Consider the following 22983-nt stretch of genomic DNA (forward strand, 5'->3'; position numbering starts at 1 on the left):
TTGCTCGCGAAGGCGCCGACCCAGCCAACCTCGATGTCGACCGGCACACCGCTTCGCGAGCACGCTCGCTCCCACAAGCAGGGGATCGTTCACACCATCTCGTTGCGTATCCACTCCACCACCGACGTCCGCTTCGGCACCCAGCCCAGCAGTTCACGAGCATTGCGGCCACGCACGCGGCTGTTGGAGCCCAGGCCGTAGTTGGCCATTTCGTAGCCCCATTCGGCCTCGGCCTCGGCCAATGGCCAGTCCTGTGGCTGCCCGAGGCCAAGGGCCTGGGCCATGGCGGTGGTCATGTCGATGAACGAGGCCTCGCCGCTTTCGACGAAGTAGAACGTGCCCGGCACATTGCGGCTCAGGGCCAGTGTGTACAACTGGACCACGTCTTCGATGTGCACGTTGGACCAGATGTTCTGCCCCGGCCCGACATGCCGCACCACCCCGCTCTTGCGCGCTTGCTTGAGCAAGCGAGGCAATTGCACGCTGTCGCGCCTGACGCCCAGGCTGTGGCCGTAGATCAGGGTGTTGCAGATCACCGCCGAATTCACGCCCTGCCTGGCGGCGTCCAGCACCAGCGTATCGATCGCGACACGCGCGGCCTTGTCGGCAGTGGGCTGCGGCAAGTGGTTTTCCTGGTAGATCTCATCGCTGTGATGCCCGCCCGAAGCGTCGCCGACAATGCTCGAACCGCTGGTGTGCAGCAGCACCTTGTTCGAGCCCTTGAGCCCGTCGATCAAGGCTTCGACCGCCCCGCGGTGGTCACTGCTGGCGGCGTTGATCACCGCGTCGGCGGCACGGGCCTGCTCGGCCAGCAGCGCGCTGTCGTCAAGGGTGCCGATCACCGGCTCGATGCCCAGCGCAGTCAGTTCGCTCGCCTGCTCGGCGTTGCGCACCAACCCGGTGACTCGATGCCCGGCGCGAACCAAACCGGTGGCGATGGAACCGCCGATGAAACCGGCGGCGCCGGTGATGAATACGTTCATGTCAAACTCCTTGGCCAGATAAGTGATGGGACGAGTATCGAGGACGGCTGCCGGGGGAAACAGACCGCCTTGCCCAAATCACTCTTGTCCTGGAGTCACGAATCGCCCTTGAATTCCCGCGAGGCGTAGTCGGCGAGCTTGCCTTGGATGAAATCGAGAAAGCACTGGATCCGCAACGCCAGTTGGGAGTTGCGGTAGTACACCGCATGAATCGGCTGGCGGTAGCCGCTGTTGGCCTCCGCCAGCAGCACCTTCAACCGGCCGGTACGGATGTCGTCACGGGTCATGAAGTCCGACAGGCAGGCAATGCCCTGGCCTTCCAGCGCCAGGTGCCGCACTGTTTCGCCACTGGAAGCGCTGATGAGCGGCTGGATCGGCCAGCGGTCGCCGTGCACATGGCGCAACGGCCACCGGTTGAGCCCTTCGTTCTGGGCAAATCCCAGCAACGCATGCTCCGCCAGTTCAGCGACGCTGGCGGGAGTACCGTGTCGCTTCAGGTAAGCCGGGCTCGCCAGGATGTGCAGCGGGCTGCAACCCAGCGAGCGGGCGTGCAGCGTCGAGTCGGTGAGGGTGCCGATGCGAATGGCGACGTCGGTGCTTTGCTCCAGCAAATCGATGATCAAGTCATTGCTGTTGAGTTCAAGCTGGATGTCCGGGTAAAGGCTGCGGAACTCTTCGATGTGAGGGACGATGGCGTGGAGCATGAACGGCGACGCGGCGTTGATCCGCAAGCGCCCGGCGGGGTTTTTCTGGCGCGACGACAGACGCTCTTCCAGTTCGTCCATCTGGTCGAGAATGCCCTTGGCCTGCTCGAAGAAATACTTGCCCTCCTCCGTCAGATCCATGCGCCGCGTGGTGCGGTTGATCAGCGTGGTCTCGAGCTTGGCTTCCAGGCGCGACAACGTGCGGCTGACCGCCGACGGCGTTTGCCCGACCTGCTCGGCGGCGGCGGAAATCGACCCGCACTCGATGACGCAGACGAAGATCTGCAGTTCGTCGGATCTGGCTTTCACGTATCCCCCTGTCGACTGAGCTGTTGTGGCAAGGATCTATCTGTGGCGAGGGGATTTATCCCCTCGCCACAGGCAAATCCATTGCCACAGGATAGTAACGGGATGCGTAGGGAAAGGAAGGTCAAGCCTTCAGACCGAACACCTCAACCAGATGCTGCTCATACCGCGCCACATCCGCCTCGATGTTCGGGCGCTTCATCACGTCCACGCACAGGAACGTCGGCAGCGCGGTCATGCCGAGGAACTGATTGGCCTTGTGGAAGGGGAAATACACCGCGTCCACACCTTTGGCCTCGAAGAAGTCGGTGGGGTCGTCGAAGGCCTGTTGCGGGGCGTTCCAGGTCAGGGACAACAGGTATTGTTTGCCTTGTATCAGGCCACCGCTGCCGTACTTCTGAGAGGCGTCGGAGCGGGTTCGACCGTCGCTGGCATAAAGGCTGCCATGGCCCTCGGTGAAGACTTCGTCGATGTATTTTTTCACGGTCCACGGCGCGCCCATCCACCAGCCGGGCATCTGGTAGATGATCACGTCGGCCCAGAGGAACTTGGCCACCTCTTCCTGGATGTCGTAGCCGCCGTCGATGAACGTGGTCTTCACATCCAGGCCGCCACGGTCCAGCACGCTGAGCGCCGTGTCGTGAAGGGTGGCGTTGTAGCGACCATCGGAGTGGGCGAATTGTTTGCCGCCGTTGAGCAACAGGACTTTTTTCATGGAGCGCCTCATTCGGGTTCCACGGCACCGCCTCGAAGGCTGCCGAAGGAGAAGGTTGAAAATGATGGCGGCAGACTACCGAGGCACCTCGCGCGGAATAAGCCCCGCACCGGCAAAACTGATTTGACGCAAACGCACGAATCAACCACAGATTGTTGCCTTAGACTCCTGCACCGAAATTCATTCCAGGAGCCACGCGATGAGCGAGCAACACGCTTTCATCCTTCACGCCAAGACCCGCCCGGAAAAAGCCGACGCCTTCGAAGCACTGTTTCGCGCCTATGTCGAACCGAGCCGCGCCGAACCCGGCTGCATCGAATACCACATGCTGCGGGACCAGCAGGACCCCACGCTGTTTATCTTCTACGAGGTGTGGGCCTCCCAGGCACACCTGGACGTGCACTCGAACCTGCCGCACATGCAGCAATTCTTCGCGCAGCGCATGGATTACCTGGAGCGCGACTTCGAGATCCGTCGCATCGACATGCTCAGCCCATCCTCGGCTAGCCGCTGATCAGCAGATGGCCGCCGAGCACCCCGAGGCCCACGAAGAACACACGCTTGAACAACACGGCGTTGATCCGCTGGCGCAACCATTGCCCCAGCCACATGCCCAGCAGCGCCGGCAACAACGCCAGCAATGAAGCGCTCATCTCACCCACGCCCAGGGCGTCGCGCCAGAACAGGCCGGCGGCCAGGGCCAGGGTCGAGACCGTGAACGACAGGCCCAGGGCCTGCACCAGCTCATCCTTGTCCAAGCCCAAGGCTTGCAGATAAGGCACCGCCGGAATCACGAACACCCCGGTGGCGCTGGTGATGACGCCGGTGATCATTCCGCACAGCGGGCCGAGCCACGGCTCGACACCAGCCCCCACCCGCAGCGTCGGCAGCAACAGCCCGGCCAGTGCATACAGCAACAAGGCTCCGCCCAAGGCACGCACGACCCACGCCCCGCCCGTCATGCCGATCCACAGCGTACCGAGCCCGGTGCCCAGGCCTATCGCCAGGAGCAACGGCCACAATCGCCGGATCAACGCTCGCAGGTGCCCACCAAACGCCAGTTGCCAGACGTTGGTCAGGGTCGCCGGAATGACCAGCAGCGCCGCAGCCTGCGTCGGCGCCATAGCCAGCCCGAGCAAGCCCATGGAAAGGGTCGGCAAGCCGAGGCCGATGACGCCCTTGAGGGTGCCAGCCAGCAAGAAGGTGACCATGACCAATAAAGAAAGGGCCGGACCAAGGTTCTGATAGAAAGCGATGAGTGTGTTCATGGGGCCATGGTGAGCCCTGGAGGACAGGTTTTAAATCTGCCATATACTGAGGCAGCCTCTCTTCGCGCAAGAGGCTGAAAACCTTGTGGGGTGCCACTGGCGCCTTCGCGAGCAAGCCCGCTCCCCACTGCGGAACGCATTTCAAACGGTGGGAGCGTGCTTGCCCGCGAAGGCGGCATACCCAACACCGCAGTATTCGAGACAGGACCCCTTCCATGCACTTCGACCTCACCGACCTGCGCCTCTACCTGAACACCCTCGACACCGGCAACATCACCGCCGGTGCGGCTCGTAGCCATTTGTCGCTGGCGGCGGCCAGTGCTCGCGTCCGGGCCATGGAGGCGTCCCTGGGCATCGACCTGCTCGAACGCGGCCGGCGCGGCGTGACGCCGACTCCCGCAGGCAAAGCCCTGGCCCAGCATGCCCGAGTCTTGCTGCAACAGGCCGAACGCCTGCAACAAGACCTGGCCGAATACGCCAAGGGCGTCAAAGGCCGGGTGCGGTTGCTGTGCAATACCAGCGCCATGACCGAATACCTGCCCGAGCTGTTGGCCGATTTTCTCCAGGCCCATCTCAACCTCGACATTGACCTGCAGGAATTGCCCAGCTCACGGATCACCCATGCGCTGCGCCAAGGCGCGGCAGACCTCGGGATCGTTTCCGACGCAGTGGACACCGATGGCCTTCAGACCTGGCCTTTTCGGGACGATCCGCTGGTATTGATCCTACCGACCGGACACCCCCTGGCTGACGGTCGCGCCGTACGTTTCAGCGAGACCCTCAGCCACGATTATGTCGGCCTGAATGCATCCAGCGCCCTGGCGATCCACCTGGAAGAGCAGGCACTGCACATCGGCTCACGCATGCAAGTGCGCATTCGCGTCGATGGTTTCGACGGGATGATTCGTATGGTGGCCCATGGTGCAGGCATTGCCATCGTGCCGAAGGCGGCCATCGACCGGCGCCCACCCGAGCCTTCGTATCAATGCCTCCCGCTGCAAGAGCCCTGGGCGCACCGGGCGCTGTTGCTGTGTGCCCGCGACTTCGACGCTTTGCCCGCCTATGCCAGGGCCCTGGCGCGGCATCTGGCCGGTTGAAGCGCGGTTCTGGACAACCCGGTGTCGAACACAGGCATCTTTGCATTCATGCCTCGCGTTAGGGTGCCGGTTCTCTTCCGCCCCTTTTCGGAGCTCACATGACCGCACCCATCACCGTCCTGCGCGACACCCATCCGCTGCCCGTACTCGACGCCTGCAAATGGGAAAAACTTGAAGGCGACCCGCACACCGTCAACCTCAACGCCTACACCAGCGAAGACGGCAGCAAGATCATGGGCACCTGGATCTGCACCCCCGGCAAATGGCGGGTGGATTATGTGAAGTGGGAATACTGCCATTTCCAGGAAGGCTACTGCGTCATCACCCCCGACGGCATGGCGCCGATCCACCTGCGTGCCGGTGACATCTTTGTGGTCGAGCCCGGCATGAAAGGCACCTGGGAAGTGGTCGAGACCGTGCGCAAATACTTCGTCTTTGCCTGAAGCAAAAAAGCGAGGAACCACCCGACGTGGTCCCTCGCAAAGTACTGACTGCCTACCCACCTTTCCCCGTGGCGAGGGAGCTTGCTCCCGCTGGGCAGCGCAGCGGCCCTTTGCTTTAAGCGGTTGCTGCGCAACCGAGCGGGAGCAAGCTCCCTCGCCACGAAAGTCGTCTCTAACTGTCGTGACGGCGTTACTGCGGCTTGCGATAGCTGTTAACGATCGCTGAAAAATCCTTGCCGCCCTCGCCGCGCTGGCTCATCGCCTGGTACAACTGCTGCGCCACCGCCCCCAGCACCACCGGCTGATGGGCTTGTCGCGCGGCCTCGGTGGCCAGGCCCAGGTCCTTGAGCATCAGGTCGGCGCCAAAGCCACCGGTGTAACCCCGGGACGCCGGCGCGGTTTCGATCACGCCCGGCCATGGGTTGTAAGTGTCCGAGCTCCAGCAACGGCCCGTCGAACTGTTGATGATGCCGGCCAGCACCTGGGTGTCGATGCCCAAGGCGTCGCCCAGGGCCATGGCTTCGCTGAGGCCGACCATGGAAATCCCCAGCAGCAGGTTGTTGCAGATCTTGGCGATCTGCCCCGTGCCGACGTCGCCGCAATGCACGATGTTGCGGCCCATCTGCGCCAGCACCGGTTGCAGGGTCGCGAACAGTTCTGTGCTCGCGCCCACCATGAACGTCAGCGTGCCGGCCGCCGCGCCACCGGTGCCACCCGAGACCGGTGCGTCGGCCATCGCCACGCCCTGCTTGGCGGCAGCGGCGGCGACCTCGCGGGCGGTCTGCGGATCGATGGTGCTGCAATCCACCGCGGGCGTGCCGGCGGCGATCCCGGCCAGTACGCCGTCTTCACCCAGCCAGACACTGCGCACATGAGCCGCGGCCGGCAACATGGTGATCACCAGTCCAGCCCCTTGGGCCGCATCGCGCGGCGAGGCGCTGATCGTGCCGCCCAACGCCGCCAGCTCGGCCAATACCGTCTGGTTCAGGTCGAACAGGTTCAACGAATGGCCGGCCTTGAGCAGGTTGCGCGCCATCGGGGCGCCCATGTTGCCAAGGCCGATAAATGCGATGTTCATGTCCGGCTCCTTAACGCAGGTTGATGGTGGTGTTCACGCCGTCATTGACGCTGTCATCATCGAACCAGCGCGCGGTAACGGTCTTGGTCTGAGTGTAGAACTGCACCACTTGTTTGCCGTACGGGCCGAGGTCGCCGAGTTTCGAACCCCGCGAACCGGTGAAGCTGAAGAACGGCACCGGCACTGGGATCGGGATGTTGATCCCCACCTGGCCGACGTCGATCTCACTCTGAAACTTGCGGGCCGCCGCGCCGCTCTGGGTGAACAGGCCCGTGCCGTTGCCAAACGGGTTGGCGTTGACCAGGGCAATCGCCTGGTCGAGGGTGTCGACTTCCAGCACCACCAGCACCGGCCCGAAGATTTCCTCGGTGTAGATGCGCATGTCGGTGGTCACCCCGGAAAACAGGGTCGGCCCGACGAAATTGCCCTGCTCGAACCCCGGCACGCGAATGTCACGGCCGTCGAGTTCCAGCTTCGCCCCTTGCTGCACGCCGCTCTCGATCAACTCGAGGATCCGTGCCTTGGCCCGCTTGGAAATCACCGGCCCCACGTCCGTGCCCGGCTCACTGCCGGCGTTGACCTTGAGTTTTTGCGCCAGTGCCTTCAACTCCGGCAACCACTGCCTGGCCGCGCCCACCATCACCACCACCGAGGTGGCCATGCAGCGCTGGCCCGCCGCGCCGAAACCGGCGCCGACCAGGGCATTGAGGGTTTGCTCGCGGTTGGCGTCCGGCAGCACCACCGCGTGGTTCTTGGCGCCCATCATCGATTGCACGCGCTTGCCATGGCGGCCCGCCAGGTCATACACATGGGTGCCGACCGCAGTCGAGCCGACGAAGGACACCGCCTGGATGTCCCGGTGGGTGCAGAGCGCATCCACCACGTCCTTGCCGCCGTGCACCACATTGAGCACGCCCGCCGGCACACCGGCCTCGATCGCCAGCTCCACCAACAGCATGGTCGACAGCGGATCCTGTTCCGAGGGCTTGAGCACGAAGGTGTTGCCGCAGGCGATGGCCATCGGAAACATCCATAGCGGGATCATCGCCGGGAAGTTGAACGGCGTAATGCCCGCGCACACCCCGATCGGTTGGCGCAGGGTGTAGGTGTCGACGCCACCGGCGACGTTCTCGGCGAACTCGCCCATTTGCAGGGTGCCGATGGAGCAGGCGTGCTCGACCACTTCCAGGCCACGGAAAATGTCACCCTCGGCGTCAGCGATGGTCTTGCCCTGCTCGGCGCTGAGCACGGCGGCGATACGCTTGGAGTGTTCGCGGATCAACGCCTGGAGCTTGAGCATGATGCGCATGCGTGCCCCGATGGGCGTCAGCTTCCAGGTCTGGAACGCGTGCTGGGCAGCGGCGATGGCGGCATCGACTTCCGCCGCCGTGGCAAAGGGGACTTTCGCCAGCACCTGCTGGGTGGCCGGGTTGACGATGTCGTGCCATTCGCTGGACTGGGATTCAACCCACTCGCCATCGATCAGCAGTTTGACGGTTTGCAGGGTGGTATCGCTGGGGGTAAGGGAAACATTCATGCTGGCCTCCGGGATTGTTCTTATAGAGAGCGCTGCTTCAGCAGGAACCAGGGCGTACAGACACCTTGGTGATAAGACCGTTTTTGGAGTATAGATGTGCAAACTTCTAATAAGAACGCACATAAAAACCGGTCCATCATGCAAAAAAACCTCACCTCCCTGGGCTCGCTGAACTGGGACGACCTCAAGTTTTTCCTCGAAGTGGCCCGCACCCGCAAGGCCAGCACCGCAGCCAAGCGCCTGGCCGTCGACTACACCACGGTGTCGCGACGCATCAGTTCGCTGGAGGCATCTTTAGGCACGCTGCTGTTCGAGAAATCCCGGACCAACGGTTTTGTCCTGACCGCCGAAGGCCAGCGCCTGCTGGGTTACGCCGAATCGATCGAAAGCACCCTGCACATGGCGTGCGAGCAGGTGTCCGGCTCTGGCGTCGCGCTGTCCGGCCACGTGCGCATGGGCTGCACCGAAGGTTTCGGCAGCTTCTTCATCACCCCGCAACTGAGCCATTTTGTCGACGCCTACCCGGCCATCTCGGTGGACATCCTGCCGCTGCCGCACTTCATCAGCCTCTCCAAGCGCGAAGCCGACATCGTCATCGCCCTCGAACGCCCGGAACACGGCCCGTATGTGTGCTGCAAACTCTGCGACTACCGGCTCCAGCTCTATGCCACCCAGCCCTACCTCGACAACCACCCGCCCATCCAGCGCCCGGCCGACTTGAGCAGGCATTCGTTCATCAGCTACGTGGATGACCTGGCCTTCAGCTCCGAACTGCTCTACCTGGCCAACGTACTCCCCGGCGCCAACGCCCACCTGCGCAGCACCAGCGTGATCGCCCAGTTCGTGGCCGCGCAACAAGGCCGGTCGCTGGCGATCCTGCCGTGCTTCCTCGCCGCCCAGGACCCGCGCCTGCTGCCGGTGCTGCCGGATGAGATCACCGTCACCCGGCAGTTCTGGATGTACTGCCGCGAGGACCTGCGCAAGCTCAAACGGATTACGTTGCTGTGGGATTACATCCGCGAGGTGACGGAGCGCAATCAGGCGTTGTTGATGGGCGAGAGTCGGGAGATGGTGTTCGCCGATTAATCGGCGATGACCACGATGGCGACGCGACGGTTCTCGGTGCGCCCGCTGGCCGTGTCGTTGGAGGCGACCGGCTTGCTGCTGCCGAGGCCGCGCAGTTGGATGTTTTCCTCGCGCATGCCGACACTTGCCAGCACCGTGCCGACGCTGCTGGCCCGACGCTTCGACAGTTGTTCGTTGTAGGCTTGCGAGCCCGATGCATCGGTATGGCCATCCACCCGTACCCGCGCAATACCGGCGCCCAACAGTGCCTTGCCGATGCGCTCGACGATTTCGGTGCTGGCCGGGTTGAGCTTTTCCACGTCGCTGCCGAACAGCACCTTGCCCGACAGGCCAAAGGCCCAGCCTTCGTCAGTCAGTTCGAACCCCTGTTGCTTGAGGACGGCAACCTGGGCCGGGCTCAAGCCTTTCTGCGGTGCGGTCTGGCAGCCGGTCAGGGCCAGGGCGGCGATCAACACGAACGCGGCGAACCGCCTCAAGGGAAGTTGAAAAAGTACACGCACGAATCAGCTCCTGGTTTGAAAGTCAGTGACAGGGTGCTCCGCCCCCGCCATGTGTTGCCCACCTCGGGCGAGGCGTTTGGCCTGGTACATCGCCGCATCGGCGGCATGAAGCAGTGCGCCGGGGGTGGCGCCATGATCGGGGTAAACGGCAATGCCGACACTGAGGGAAGTCAGGACCGACGCATCTCCGGGTAATTGAATCGGCAGTTCCATGCAGGCGATGATCTTTTCGGCAATTCGCTCGGCGTCCTCGGCATCGTGCAGGGGAGCCAGCAACACGGCGAATTCGTCGCCGCCCAGGCGCGCCACCAGGTCATCCTCACGCAACTGCGCCCGAACGCGGGTCGCCACCGCCGTCAGCACCGCGTCACCGGCGGCGTGGCCGAAATTGTCATTGATGCCCTTGAACCGGTCGCTGTCCAGGTACAGCACCGCCAACTGCTCGTCGAGTTTGCTGGCGTTGCGCAAGGCGCGGATCAGCCGGCCTTCGAAGAACGCCCGGTTGGGCAACCCGGTCAGGCTGTCGTGGCTGGCCTGGTGAGCCAGGGTTTCGTTCTCGCTTTGCAGATGGGTCTGCCAGGACTCAAGCTCGTCGAGCAGCGCATTGAAGTCGTTGCCCAGGTTGTCCAGCTCGGCGATGGCGGCCGGCGGCACTCGTCGGTCCATGGCCCGCTCGCTACGCGCCGCGTGCGCCACTTCGGCGAGGCTGCGCAGGGGCCCGGTGATCGCCCGCAACTGGCGCCGCGCCAGGTACAGTGCCACCCCGGCACTCACCGCTGTACAGACGATAATTCCCGCCAGACCGCTGAGCAAAAAACGCAACAGGCTGCCACCGTGCCCCGCCAATTGGATCCTGCCAATGTTCTGCCCCTGGTGGACGATCGGCAGGCTGATGGGTTTTTCAAGAAACGCCTTGGCGATGTGCATTTCCAGTTCAGACAACAATCCGGTGTCCGGTCGTTGCCAGCGCGCCAGCAGGCGACCGTGCTCATTGAAGACCTGGGCTTCGGCCACTTCTTCGGTGGTCGCAATCAGCGCCAGCGCCTCGGTGGCCGCGGCCGAGTCATCGAACACCACCGCCGCCTCCACGGTGTAGTTGATCGAGCGGGCGATCAGGTGCAGGTTGTGATCGGCGTAGACCCGCAGCGCAAGCACCCCAAGCAGGGTCAAGGAGACGCTGGCCATGGCCACGGCCACCAGCGCGACGATCAAATGACCTCGACCGATGACCGAGCCCAGGGTCGGGCGGATCCGTGTCGGGGCCGGGCTCATGGGCTTGCCGGCCGGCGGCGGGACAACTGCAGGACACTCGGATGGATGCGCACGCCGCTGCGCGCCACCGAGTCGAGGTTGACCTCGAACGAGACCTGATCATCGCCGACCCTCAGGCAGAACAGGCTACCAACCGTGCACTGGTCACCGCCTTCGCTGATGCTCAGCACGGGTTTATCGATCAACGAGGCGAACAGCCGCGAGCGCTCATCGTCGGTCAGCCGACCAATGTAGAGGGCGTTGCAATCGGTGGCGATGCGAGGGCTGTCGGCCAGCAAGCGCTGCACGATCACTGGCCGGCCGGTGGCCTGGGTAGTGCCGTTGATCAGGTCGTCGGTGTACTGGGTCGGCCCGACGATGCACAACGCCAATTGCGTAGGCTCCACAGGCCAACGGGCGTAGCTGAGGATGCCCAGGACCACCTGCGTCACGGATTCGGCCCGCAGCTCGGCCTTGCTCGGCGACACTTGTTCCTCGGCCATCACGACAGGCGGCAACAGGCACAGGAGACTGGCGAGCACGTAATGCCTCCAGCTTCCGTAGCGCATTGCCTCCCGAACAGCCAAAACCATGGCGAGTCTCTATCCGTTACAGTAAATGTCGGAACGATAGCACAGTGCCAAAAAGCCAGCGAGAAGCCGTTCTACAGTGACTTGCGACAGAAAAGCGTCAAAACAACGTCAGCCCCCTTTCGCACTAACAGCAGATCAGTCCGTCTCCCGCTCCAGTTCCAGCATCAAACCGCTCAAGCGCTTGACCTTGCGTCGCACCGCCTCCTCGAATACCCCCGCACGCGGTTCGATCAGGCTGAACCACTGCTTGGCTCGGGTAATGGCGGTGTACACCAGTTCCTTGGTCAATACCGGGTTCAGCGCATCCGGGAGGATCAGCGCGGTGTGGGTGAACTCCGAGCCCTGTGACTTGTGTACGGTCATGGCGTAGACGGTTTCCACATCGTTCAGGCGACTGGGCAACACGAAGCGCACGCCCCCCTCGCCGTCGTTGCGCAGGAAGGCCACCCGCAAGACCTGCTTGCCGGCATCGGGCCCGGCACGCTCGGGCAATTTGAGGGCGATTCCGATATCACCGTTCATCAACCCCAAGCCATAGTCATTGCGGGTCATCAACACCGGGCGTCCTTCATACCACTGGTGATCGCTCTCGATCAGGCGAGCCTTGAGCAACGCGGCGGTGACCCGCTGGTTCAAGCCGTCAACGCCCCATGGGCCCTTGCGCACGGCGCAGAGCAACTGGAAGGCGTCGAACGCCGACAGGACGTCCCGGGCCCAATCGGCCCAGCAGCTGTCCGCCAACGGGCGATCCGGGGCCGGGCGACGCTCGCGCAACACGTTCAGGTAGTGCCGGTAGCCCTGTGGCCCGCCGGCATGGCCTTCGAGCGCCAGACGCTCGAGCTTGCCATCGTGCTCCCCCGTCAACGCCAGGGAAAACAGGTCGGCATACTGGCCGCCCACCAATGACTGACGAGCTTTTTCAGGCTGCTGCTGATTGACCTGGCGAGCCATCTGGCCGATCCCGCTGCCTTCGCCGAAACGCCGTGAATGCCTGAGCATGACCACTTGCTGCGCCAGGGGATGAGAACCGTCCAGGTCCTGCTGCAAGTCGCTGGCCGCAAGGTTTTCGCCGCTGACCGACTCAAGCCAGGCGCGGGTCCGGGGGCTATACCAGCCGTCCTCGGCGTCCCGGCACAAATCCCCCAGCACGGCCCCTGCTTCAACCGAGGCCAACTGATCCTTGTCCCCCAGCAACACCAATCGCGCCTGGGGCGGCAGCGCATCCAGCAAGTTGGCCATCATCTCCAGGTCGATCATGGACGCTTCATCGACCACCAGCAGGTCCAGCGGCAGCCGGTTACCGCCATGGTGACGGAAATGCCGGGTGCCGGGACGACTGCCCAGCAAACGGTGGACCGTGGTCACATCACAGGGAATGCGTTCGCGTACCGCGTCAGCCACGTCCAGGGTGCGGACCTGCTGGCTGATGGACTCGGTCAGGCGCGCCGCGGCCTTGCCGGTCGGGGCGGCCAGGCGGATCCGCAGCGGCTTCCCCGCCTCGACGGCCGGTGCCTGCAACAAGGCCAGCAAGCGCACGACCGTGGTGGTCTTGCCCGTGCCGGGCCCTCCCGTCACGATGCTGAAGGCACCGCGGGTCGCCAGGGCACAGGCCAGTTTCTGCCAATCGATCGGGCCCGCCGCATGGGCCGGCCCAAACAGCCCGTCCAGACGCTCGCGCAGGTCGTCGGGCGCGGCTTCCTGCTCAGCGAGCCGTTGCCGCAATGCCTCGTCGATACGGCGCTCGTAGCCCCAGTAGCGGCGCAGGTAAAGCCGTTTGCCGGACAACACCAACGGCCGTTGCCGGGCTTCTTCATGCTCATCGACCGCCAGCGCCACCAGTCGACTGGCCGCCAGCACCTTGCACCAATGGGCCCCGTCCAGTGTGCGCAGTATCTGCGAGGGCAGCAGCATGGCCCCGGCCTGCGCATCGCCCTCGGGAGGCAGCGACAGTGCGAAGTCCGGTTCCTTGAGGGTTTCAAACAGGTCCAGGCAAACGTGCCCGTGGCCCAATTGGTGACTGGTGAGGGCGGCGGCGAGCAGGACCAGCGGATCGTCATCCGGCGCCAATTCATGGAGGAATGCGACGAAGGCCTTGTCCAGGGCACGCAACCAGCCTCGCTCGACCCAGCGCGTCAGCAGCAACAGCAGATCATCTGCCCGGCTTAAAGGGGCCAGGTCGACCAGGCGCTCGTCGTCGGCCGGCGTGGGTAGCAGGTCGGCAAAGGAACGGCTCATAGCAATTCTCCCTGTACCCACGCGGGCTCGGCCTTGGGTTCGGGCGCGCCCTGGAACAGGCGGTCGAGCTGTTCGATCAAGGCCCGTGGCGGCCTGGTGAAATACACGCCACGGCTGGCCGAGCGGGTCCCGCGTAGGAACAGGTACAGCGCGCCACCGACGTGCCGGTCATAGTCATAGTCGGGTAACCGCGCCTTGAGCTGTCGGTGCAGGGCCAACAGGTACAGCACGTATTGCAGGTCATAGCGGTTATCCAGGATCGATTGCTCCATGGCCTGTGCGGTGTAGGCCGTGTCATCGACACCCAGCCAGTTGGACTTGTAGTCGGCCACGTAATACCGACCACCGTGCTCGAACGTCAAATCGATGAAACCCTTGAACATGCCGTTGAGCAACACCGGCTCCGCCGCGACACGGGCGACGCCGCCATGGGTGAATCGGCAGACCAACTGGTCGAGCTTTTGCACGTCGACCTTATGGCTGGCGAACCAGAACTCCATCTCTACCTGGAACTGGGCCAGGTGTTCGAGCACCACCGGCGCCTGGCCATCGCCGACAGGCAAAGGCGTCTTGACCACGTGCTGCAGCCAATCGCTCAGCGTGGCGATCCAGCCCTTCCAGCCTCGGCGATTGCAGCGTCGTGCCACCGCATCCTCGATAACCGCGGGTGCAGGAGAAAAGCCCTCTCCGGCCACCCACTCCAGCAGGCCGTGAAGGAAAGTGCCCGGGTTGGGACCCCGAGGAAAGCGGTGGATATCGCCGCCCACGGCGTTGGCCTCTCTGGGGGCTTGCGGGTCCAGACGCTCATCGTCGAACAGTTTCTGGGCCTGCGGATTTTCTGGCGCGGCATCGCTGCCTTCGCTCATCACTTCGCCAATGCGCAACGCGCTGTAGGAGGCGATCCACCAATGCTCGCTGGCTTTGCGCACGGGCACCAGGGGTTCGAGCAACACCGCCTCGTTGCGGGGCGGGTGATAGCGCTCGTCGGTGGCCTGGGGCATTTCCTGGCAACTGACTGCATCGCTGCCTTGTTGCAGGTCCTCCAGCCAGCGCCTCAACCCGACCGATTCGGCCAGCGGGCTGCCACCGCCCAACAGATAGCCCAGCGCAGAGAGGTGCAGGATCGAGCGGCTGTTGCTGCCCCGCTTGAGATCGGCGACGCCCAGCCAGCAGGCATGTTGCGCCCGCGTGAGCGCCACGTAGAGAAGCCGCAGGTCCTCGGCCAACCGCTCGTCATCGGCCTTGGCAATCAATTCGGCCGTGGGCTGGAGACTGATCTGCGCCCTGCCGGCTTCGTCGTGGTAATGCAACGGCAATCGACTGCCATCCACCGGTTTCGTCGAGCAGATGAAAGGCAGGAAGACCAACGGATATTCGAGGCCCTTGGACTTGTGGATCGTGACCACCTTGACCAGTTGCTCATCGCTTTCCAACCGCAGGATCTGTTCTTCTCCGGCCTGCCCGGACAACGCCAGGTGTTCGGATAAATGCCGGATCAGGGCCTGTTCGCCATCCAGTTCGCCAGCCGCCTGCTGCAACAGCTCGCTCAGATGCAACAGGTTCGTCAGCACCCGCTCCCCATCGCTGCGCGCCATCAGCGCCTGGGGCAACTCAAAATCATGCAGCAGGCGCCGCAACATCGGCAGCACGCCCTGGGTACGCCAGACGGTGCGATAGCCACGGAATTGCATGACCCGGGCTTCCCAGGCCAACTCGTCCTGATTGAGGCGCTCCAGTTCGGTCAACGGCAGGTTCAACGTGATGCTGGCCAGCGCTGCCCGCAGCGGTCGCTCCACATCCGGCTCGGCGCAGGCCTTGAGCCAGGTCAGCAGGTCCCGTGCTTCCTGCGAAGCGAAGACCGAGTCCTTGTCCGACAGATAGACACTGCGCACACCCCGGGCGGACAACTGATCTCGCACGGCCTGTGCTTCCTTGCCGTCGCGCACCAGGATGGCGATGTCCGCCGGGCGCAATCCGCGGAGGGTCTCGTCATCGCCCCTGAAGCCGTCGCGCCCCGCCTGGCCGCCGTTGAGCAACGCGGTGATCTGGCTGGCGCAGGCAGCCGCCATGTGCTGCCGGTACACCGCACCGGAAACCGGTTGATCCGAAGGCAACTGCCAGACGTTCAGGGCGGCGACAGTGTGCCCGGCGATCTGCAAGGATTCCTTGCGGCCCTGGGACTCGACGGCCAGGAATGGCACCGGGTTCTCGCCCGAGCGCTCACGAAACAGAAAAGCCCCGCGGCCCTCCCGCCGAGCTTCGGCATTCAGGAAAATGTGGTTGACCGCGCCCACCATGGCATGACTCGAGCGGAAGTTCGTGCCCAACGTGTGCAATCGGCCAGCGGTGGCCTCGCGAGCACGCAGGTAGGTGTAGATGTCGGCCCCGCGAAAGGCATAGATCGCCTGTTTCGGATCGCCGATCAGGAACAGCCCGGTTTCTGGATTGTTCTCTTCGATGCGATAGATACTCTCGAAGATCCGGTACTGAACCGGATCCGTGTCCTGGAATTCATCGATCAGCGCCACCGGAAACTGCTCGCGAATCAGACTCGCCAGGCGCTCACCGCCGTCGGCCTGCAACGCTGCATCGAGACGCAGCAGCATGTCGTCGAAGCCCATCTCCGCCCGACGACGCTTCTCGGACTCGAAGCGCGCACCGACCCATTGCGCGGCATGTTGCAGCACGGCAGCATCGGGTGTGGGCAATGCGTCCAGGCTGGCCTTGAGGCCGGCCATGGCATCCAGTCCGGGGTGGCTGGGCACTTCGCCCTTCCAGGCTTCCGCCATCCCCTCGGGCGTCAGCCGGGTGAAGCCACTGCCAATGTCCAACAGCTCGAGGCTTTCGTCCTCGACCCAGGCCGTGATCTTCTGAAACCATGGTTCGAAATAACGCGCCTGCATCTTGCGCCCATCGACGCTCTTGCTGGCGACGCCCTGCTGGCAGATCTGTAGCAACTCCACGGCCCATTGACGCCAGGGCGCCTTGAGATCAAGCAAGGCGGCACTGCGCTCCTGCAAGGACGCGGCGATGAGTTCGGCCGGTTCGGTCCCGTCACCGTTATCCCGTTCGCTGGAAAACAACCCTCGCACACGTGGCAGCAGCGCAGCCGGGCTTCCCCAGTGGCTACGCACCCAATTCAATGCATCGCCCTGCATCGAGTAGCAGAACAACCGCCAATAATCGCGCAGCACTTCGCCAAGCAATTCGCTGTGATCGGTTTCCAGGGTCTGGGTAAATAGACTGCCACTGTCGAACGCATGCTCTCGCAACATCCGCTGGCACCAGCTATGGATGGTGGAGACGGCCGCTTCATCCATCCACTGCGCGGCAATGTCCAAACGGTTCGCGCAGCCCGGCCATTGCCCGGCGTCGAACTCATCACGCAGTTCGGCGATCAATGCATCCGGGGCGGGAATTTCGTCACGAAAGAAACGCGCCGCTTCGGCGAGACGAGTGCGGATCCGTTCGCGCAGCTCCTTGGTGGCGGCGTCGGTAAACGTCACCACCAGGATTTGCGGTGGAAGCAATTCACGGCCAAACCCGCTGGCAGGGCCACCGTGCCCGAGCACCAGGCGCAGGTACAGCGCCGAGATGGTAAAGGTCTTGCCGGTACCGGCGCTGGCTTCGATCAGTTGGCTGCCACGTAGCGGAAACGCCAGGGCCAGCGGTGTTTGCCGACTCATGGACGCACCTGCTCGCCGGCCGATGAAACCCATGGCGCCTGGAGCAATGGCCGGTAAAGCGCGTCGCACCAATCGGGAAAGGTTTCGTCGGCCATCAGCGCATCGAAGTCCGGGAACTGGCGAGCCAGGGCTGGGCTTTCCCGTCGCTCGCCTTCAGAGGTCTGCCCGTCGCCTTCATAGGCTTTTCGCGCAGCCGCTTCAGCCTTGGGCACCTCGCTCTGGCCAAGCCAGGCAAAGGCCGTCTTCACTGCAATGGGCAGCGGCTGGCGCATACCGGCCTGCCAGGCTTGCAACAGGTCGCCCAACAGCCGTTGCGCCACAGGCGCCTCGAAAGGAGCCAGCAACAAGCTGTCATCACTGGCCACCAACGCTGTCGTCAGCGACAGGCCATTGGCACAGGCCACAAGATGGTTGACCCACGGACGTATCAGGCGATGCCATTTACGCGTCTTGGAGGCGCCAATGCCGTTGGGTATCGCCGTGATCGCGAGGACCTCGCCGTCGCCTCGCTGATGCAGGCCGCTGAGCCACCCTTCGACGCTCACACCTTGCGACTGCACACTGACCTGCACGGCGCTGGTCAGCGGCGTGGGCCATAGCGCCAGGAGTTGTTGGTAACGCTGGAGCAGGTCCGGCAAGGGCTCGATCAACTCGCGTTGCATGCACTCACCGAAGCCGGCCATCGGCAACAGGCCGCTGTTCTGAAGCCGCCTGGCGTGAGCGCTCAGGGCAAGATCCGGTTGGTCCAGGCGCATCAGCGCGGCCTCCAGCAAACTGTCGCTCAGGCTGTAGCGTTGCAGGGCGTCGAGCACGAAGGGTTCGTCGTCGGCCAGGGGGGCTTCGATGGCCTCGAAGAATACTTTCAGCCGCTGGCTGAAGAAATGGCGGACCGGATTGCGCAGGAAATCCTGCAGTTGGCCGAGGCCCAAGGGCTCGTCCTGGATGTAGGGCTCCAACACCTGGGGCTTGCCGGTGTGGTCCGGGGCATCGTGAAGCATTCGCCATTCGCTGGCATAGCTGAACAGCGCATCACCGCGATGAAAATAACGCGCACTGAATGGTTGCAGCGGATGTTCCTGGGTCAGTGCGTCGAGCAGCGTTTCGCGGTCGTCGACCAACCGCCACCCGCTGGCCAGATGATCACGCAACTGGCCGATCAATACCGAGGCGGGGCGCTCGCTGTTGTCACGGATGCTGCGGCCCACCCAACTGATGTACAGTTTTTCCCGAGCCGAAAGCAGCGCCTCCAGCAGCAGGTAACGATCATCCTCACGTCGGGAGCGATCGCCGGGACGATAGTCGCTGCCCATGAGGTCGAAATCCAGGGGTGGCTGGGCGCGCGGGTAGTCACCATCGTTCATGCCCAACAGGCACACCAGCTTGAAGGGAATCGCCCGCATCGGCATCAAGGTACAGAAATTGACCGCGCCGGCCAGAAAGCGTTGGGACAGTCGGCCTTGATCCAGCCCGGCCAGCCAGGCTTCACGTACGACCGTCAGCGGCATTTCGTCCAACAGGCCAACCGATTCACAGGTTTCCAGCCAGGTTTCACGCAGGTCTTCGAGTTGGGCCAGCAGGTAGTCGTCGTGTTCGTTGCTCGCCTGGAAAAACAGCTGTAGGAGGTCGTGCAGGCGCGCTCCCCATTCCTGTGGAGAGGCCGGCTGGGTGAGTGCCTGATGAGCGACCTCCAGTGCGTCCAGTAAAGCCACAAGCGGACCGATCAAGGCTGCGTCCAGGCCGCCAATCTCATCGTAGGGCTCGATGCCTTCGTAAGCATCCGAGCGACCGACAGCATACCCCAGCAACATCCGGCGCAGCCCGAATCGCCAGCTATTCTGCTCAAGCTCCGCCGGTAAACCCAACCCGGCGCGATGCTCGGCGTTCATGCCCCAGCGGATACCAGCCCCTTCGATCCAAAGGTGCAACGTCGGCAGGTCGGCCTCATCGATACCGAACCGTTCACGCAACGCCGGGACGTCGAGCAAATCGAGGATTTCGCTGACGGGGAAACGACTGTCAGGCAGCTTGAGCAAATGTTCCACGGCGATCAGCAGCGGATCGCGTCCGCGCTGCCCCTGATCCGTCAACGTGAAGGGAATGAAGCGAGGGTCGGTTCGATCCAGTTGGCCGAACACCGCGCGAATGTGCGGCGCGTAGCTGTCGATGTCAGGAACCATGACGATGATGTCCCGGGGACGCAGGGTCGGATCCGCGCTGAAATGAGCCAGCAACTGGTCATGGAGAATCTCGACTTCGCGCTGGGCACTGTGGGCAACATGGAAGCGAATCGAACCATCTTGCGCCGTATCGACAGCCGGCCAATGTTCGCGGGTTTCGTTGAGGGGGCGCAGTTCGAGGATGTCATCCTGCAACTGGCCAAGCAGCGTCGTGGGATTCGCTTCACTGAACAGGTCGATACGCCCGTCGCGAAATACCGAGCGATAGCTGTTGGGATCATCGTAGCTGTCGAGCAGGTTGATATAGTCACGCCCCTGCTTGCCCCAGGCAGCCAGGAGCGGGTGGGCGTGCTGATGCAGGGTTTGCGGATCGAGGGCGACGGGCATGCCGCTCTTGCGGGCCTGGCGCTTGTATTGATGCCGCAGCAGGTCCTTGTCGGCCACGATGTCCGTCCAGTGGTGGCGGCACGGGTTGTGGACGCACAGCAAGACCTGGCTGAACCGGGAAAGCCCGGCGAGCGCCTCGAGCGCCTGGGCGGGCAACGACGAAATGCCAAAGACGATGACCCGCGCCGGCAGACCGTGGGGCGCCGTCTCCAGGCTGTTGATGCGTTCAATGTAGCGCTGGTGAACGCCGGCCCGGCTCTGCGCCATACCGGCCTCCCCCACGTCTACCAACAAGGCTCGCCACAGTTCGGCCTGCCAGCAATTTTCCGGTGCAAGGGGTTTGATTTCCCCTCGGACGTTTCGCGTCTGGTGTCGACCGTCAGCCCAGTCTTCCAGCCAGTCGGCGCGGTATACCTGGTATTGGTCGAACAGGTCGGCAAGGCGTTCGGACAATTGATAGCGCTTGCGCAGATCGGTGTCGTGGGTAAGGAAACGACGCAACGGTTCGAAATGAGGTTGCTCGATCAATTGCGGCAGCAAGCGCATCAGGCGCCAGGTTAACGGTGACTTGTCGAGCAAGGATTTGGCCGGAATCTCGTCACGCCCCAGGACGGTTCGGTAGAGCTGCCACATGAAGCTGCCGGGCAGTTGCACATCAATGGCAGCGGCGATACCGCAACCACCCGTATCGTCATCCTCCGGGTCCTCAGCCAAGGCCAGCTTGAGCCATTGGGCAATGCCGTTGCTCTGTACCAGGGCTATTTCATTTTCAAGAGGAGCCAACGGATAACGCCGCATCAGGCTGATCACCAGGCTGCGCAATTCATCCAGGCGATTCCCGTGAACCACCATGAACGCTGGGCTGAGGGACGTTGCGTCCGGCATGAAAGGCATCCTTGAAAATGCAAAAAGCTAGGGCAGAACCTTAGCACTGTCGGGGGGCTGTGACAGCCGCCCGCTTTCCGAGCTTGTTGTCAGAGTTTTCCTGCGGGCAAAACAAAACCCCAACTGCTTTCGCAATTGGGGTTTCGGAATTTAATCTTGACGATGACCTACTCTCACATGGGGAAACCCCACACTACCATCGGCGATGCATCGTTTCACTGCTGAGTTCGGGATGGGATCAGGTGGTTCCAATGCTCTATGGTCGTCAAGAAATTCTTKAGCCAGCGCGCTTTTCAGCGTTCCAGCAAATCGGGTATGTGATCAGGTGTGAGCCGCAAACTTTCGGTTCGTTTCGTCTTCACCACACCGCAATCTGGCTTTCTAAGCGCAAATTGCTTGGGTGTTATATGGTCAAGCCTCACGGGCAATTAGTACAGGTTAGCTCAACGCCTCACAGCGCTTACACACCCTGCCTATCAACGTCGTAGTCTTCGACGGCCCTTCAGGGAGCTCAAGGCTCCAGTGAGATCTCATCTTGAGGCAAGTTTCCCGCTTAGATGCTTTCAGCGGTTATCTTTTCCGAACATAGCTACCCGGCAATGCCACTGGCGTGACAACCGGAACACCAGAGGTTCGTCCACTCCGGTCCTCTCGTACTAGGAGCAGCCCCTCTCAAATCTCAAACGTCCACGGCAGATAGGGACCGAACTGTCTCACGACGTTCTAAACCCAGCTCGCGTACCACTTTAAATGGCGAACAGCCATACCCTTGGGACCGGCTTCAGCCCCAGGATGTGATGAGCCGACATCGAGGTGCCAAACACCGCCGTCGATATGAACTCTTGGGCGGTATCAGCCTGTTATCCCCGGAGTACCTTTTATCCGTTGAGCGATGGCCCTTCCATACAGAACCACCGGATCACTAAGACCTACTTTCGTACCTGCTCGACGTGTCTGTCTCGCAGTCAAGCGCGCTTTTGCCTTTATACTCTACGACCGATTTCCGACCGGTCTGAGCGCACCTTCGTACTCCTCCGTTACTCTTTAGGAGGAGACCGCCCCAGTCAAACTACCCACCATACACTGTCCTCGATCCGGATAACGGACCTGAGTTAGAACCTCAAAGTTGCCAGGGTGGTATTTCAAGGATGGCTCCACGCAGACTGGCGTCCACGCTTCAAAGCCTCCCACCTATCCTACACAAGCAAATTCAAAGTCCAGTGCAAAGCTATAGTAAAGGTTCACGGGGTCTTTCCGTCTAGCCGCGGATACACTGCATCTTCACAGCGATTTCAATTTCACTGAGTCTCGGGTGGAGACAGCGCCGCCATCGTTACGCCATTCGTGCAGGTCGGAACTTACCCGACAAGGAATTTCGCTACCTTAGGACCGTTATAGTTACGGCCGCCGTTTACCGGGGCTTCGATCAAGAGCTTCGCGTTAGCTAACCCCATCAATTAACCTTCCGGCACCGGGCAGGCGTCACACCCTATACGTCCACTTTCGTGTTTGCAGAGTGCTGTGTTTTTAATAAACAGTCGCAGCGGCCTGGTATCTTCGACCGGCGTGGGCTTACGCAGCAAGTGCTTCACCCTCACCGGCGCACCTTCTCCCGAAGTTACGGTGCCATTTTGCCTAGTTCCTTCACCCGAGTTCTCTCAAGCGCCTTGGTATTCTCTACCCAACCACCTGTGTCGGTTTGGGGTACGGTTCCTGGTTATCTGAAGCTTAGAAGCTTTTCTTGGAAGCATGGCATCAACCACTTCGTCGCCTAAAGGCAACTCGTCATCAGCTCTCGGCCTTGAAACCCCGGATTTACCTAAGATTTCAGCCTACCACCTTAAACTTGGACAACCAACGCCAAGCTGGCCTAGCCTTCTCCGTCCCTCCATCGCAATAACCAGAAGTACAGGAATATTAACCTGTTTTCCATCGACTACGCTTTTCAGCCTCGCCTTAGGGACCGACTAACCCTGCGTCGATTAACGTTGCGCAGGAAACCTTGGTCTTTCGGCGTGGGTGTTTTTCACACCCATTGTCGTTACTCATGTC

The 22983-nt window shown here is 62.5% G+C and carries 16 protein-coding genes and 2 rRNA genes (1 of these 18 cut by a window edge); 4 read left to right on the plus strand and 14 right to left on the minus strand.

Annotated features, from left to right (window positions below; translation table 11 throughout):
• Positions 1–89: 89 nt before the first annotated feature.
• From VM99_20775 to VM99_20785, 3 genes are all read right to left on the minus strand, one after another.
• Positions 90–983, minus strand: coding sequence for an epimerase (locus VM99_20775; GenBank protein ID AKK00387.1), 894 nt, complete (start codon positions 981–983; stop codon positions 90–92).
• A 95-nt stretch (positions 984–1078) separates the two neighbouring features.
• On the minus strand, positions 1079–1996 hold the full coding sequence (locus VM99_20780; protein ID AKK00388.1) for a LysR family transcriptional regulator: 918 nt from the start codon (positions 1994–1996) through the stop codon (positions 1079–1081).
• A gap of 121 nt (positions 1997–2117) precedes the next feature.
• Complete coding sequence (locus VM99_20785; protein ID AKK00389.1) at positions 2118–2708, minus strand: NADPH quinone reductase MdaB; 591 nt, start codon at positions 2706–2708, stop codon at positions 2118–2120.
• A gap of 199 nt (positions 2709–2907) precedes the next feature.
• On the opposite strand from VM99_20785, the gene VM99_20790 reads away from it, so the two are divergent.
• Positions 2908–3222: an antibiotic biosynthesis monooxygenase gene (locus VM99_20790; GenBank protein ID AKK00390.1), complete on the plus strand. Its 315-nt coding sequence runs from the start codon at positions 2908–2910 to the stop codon at positions 3220–3222.
• Here the strand turns inward: VM99_20790 and VM99_20795 are convergent.
• Entirely contained in the window at positions 3212–3976 is a 765-nt protein-coding gene (locus VM99_20795) for a membrane protein (protein AKK00391.1), read from the minus strand. The two genes, VM99_20790 and VM99_20795, sit on opposite strands and share 11 nt — an antisense overlap.
• A gap of 215 nt (positions 3977–4191) precedes the next feature.
• On the opposite strand from VM99_20795, the gene VM99_20800 reads away from it, so the two are divergent.
• Together VM99_20800 and VM99_20805 are read left to right on the plus strand one after the other, a co-directional pair.
• Entirely contained in the window at positions 4192–5073 is an 882-nt protein-coding gene (locus VM99_20800; GenBank protein AKK00392.1) for a LysR family transcriptional regulator, read from the plus strand.
• A gap of 98 nt (positions 5074–5171) precedes the next feature.
• A complete protein-coding gene (locus VM99_20805; protein AKK00393.1) occupies positions 5172–5516 on the plus strand; it encodes a cupin in 345 nt (114 codons plus the stop codon).
• 190 nt (positions 5517–5706) lie between these two features.
• Here VM99_20805 and VM99_20810 read toward each other — a convergent pair whose 3' ends face one another.
• The gene (locus tag VM99_20810) at positions 5707–6594 is read right to left on the minus strand and encodes a 3-hydroxyisobutyrate dehydrogenase (GenBank protein AKK00394.1); all 888 of its coding nucleotides are present in this window, start codon (positions 6592–6594) and stop codon (positions 5707–5709) included.
• Positions 6595–6604: 10 nt separating this feature from the next.
• A complete protein-coding gene (locus VM99_20815; protein ID AKK00395.1) occupies positions 6605–8131 on the minus strand; it encodes a methylmalonate-semialdehyde dehydrogenase in 1527 nt (508 codons plus the stop codon).
• 138 nt (positions 8132–8269) lie between these two features.
• Between VM99_20815 and VM99_20820 the strand changes: the two genes are divergently transcribed.
• Positions 8270–9217 (plus strand): LysR family transcriptional regulator, encoded by a 948-nt coding sequence (locus VM99_20820; protein AKK00396.1) that lies wholly within the window; start codon positions 8270–8272, stop codon positions 9215–9217.
• Here the strand turns inward: VM99_20820 and VM99_20825 are convergent.
• From VM99_20825 to VM99_20860, 8 genes are all read right to left on the minus strand, one after another.
• On the minus strand, positions 9214–9717 hold the full coding sequence (locus VM99_20825) for a membrane protein (protein ID AKK00397.1): 504 nt from the start codon (positions 9715–9717) through the stop codon (positions 9214–9216). The genes VM99_20820 and VM99_20825 overlap by 4 nt on opposite strands.
• Before the next feature lie 3 nt (positions 9718–9720).
• Positions 9721–10989 (minus strand): DeoR faimly transcriptional regulator, encoded by a 1269-nt coding sequence (locus VM99_20830; GenBank protein ID AKK00398.1) that lies wholly within the window; start codon positions 10987–10989, stop codon positions 9721–9723.
• Positions 10986–11561 (minus strand): hypothetical protein, encoded by a 576-nt coding sequence (locus VM99_20835; GenBank protein ID AKK00399.1) that lies wholly within the window; start codon positions 11559–11561, stop codon positions 10986–10988. Before VM99_20835 ends, VM99_20830 begins: the two co-directional genes overlap by 4 nt.
• 135 nt (positions 11562–11696) lie before the next feature.
• Positions 11697–13796, minus strand: a complete 2100-nt coding sequence (locus VM99_20840) for an exodeoxyribonuclease V subunit alpha (protein ID AKK00400.1) — start codon at positions 13794–13796, stop codon at positions 11697–11699.
• On the minus strand, positions 13793–17482 hold the full coding sequence (locus VM99_20845) for an exodeoxyribonuclease V subunit beta (GenBank protein ID AKK00401.1): 3690 nt from the start codon (positions 17480–17482) through the stop codon (positions 13793–13795). Before VM99_20845 ends, VM99_20840 begins: the two co-directional genes overlap by 4 nt.
• Entirely contained in the window at positions 17479–20931 is a 3453-nt protein-coding gene (locus VM99_20850) for an exodeoxyribonuclease V subunit gamma (GenBank protein AKK00402.1), read from the minus strand. The genes VM99_20845 and VM99_20850 overlap by 4 nt, the downstream gene beginning before the upstream one ends.
• Before the next feature lie 154 nt (positions 20932–21085).
• A 5S ribosomal RNA gene (locus VM99_20855) occupies positions 21086–21201 on the minus strand.
• A gap of 120 nt (positions 21202–21321) precedes the next feature.
• Positions 21322–22983 (minus strand): 23S ribosomal RNA (locus tag VM99_20860) (it continues 1253 nt past the right edge of the window).

It is taken from the genome of Pseudomonas chlororaphis (genome assembly GCA_001023535.1).
Lineage (GTDB): Bacteria > Pseudomonadota > Gammaproteobacteria > Pseudomonadales > Pseudomonadaceae > Aquipseudomonas > Aquipseudomonas chlororaphis_E.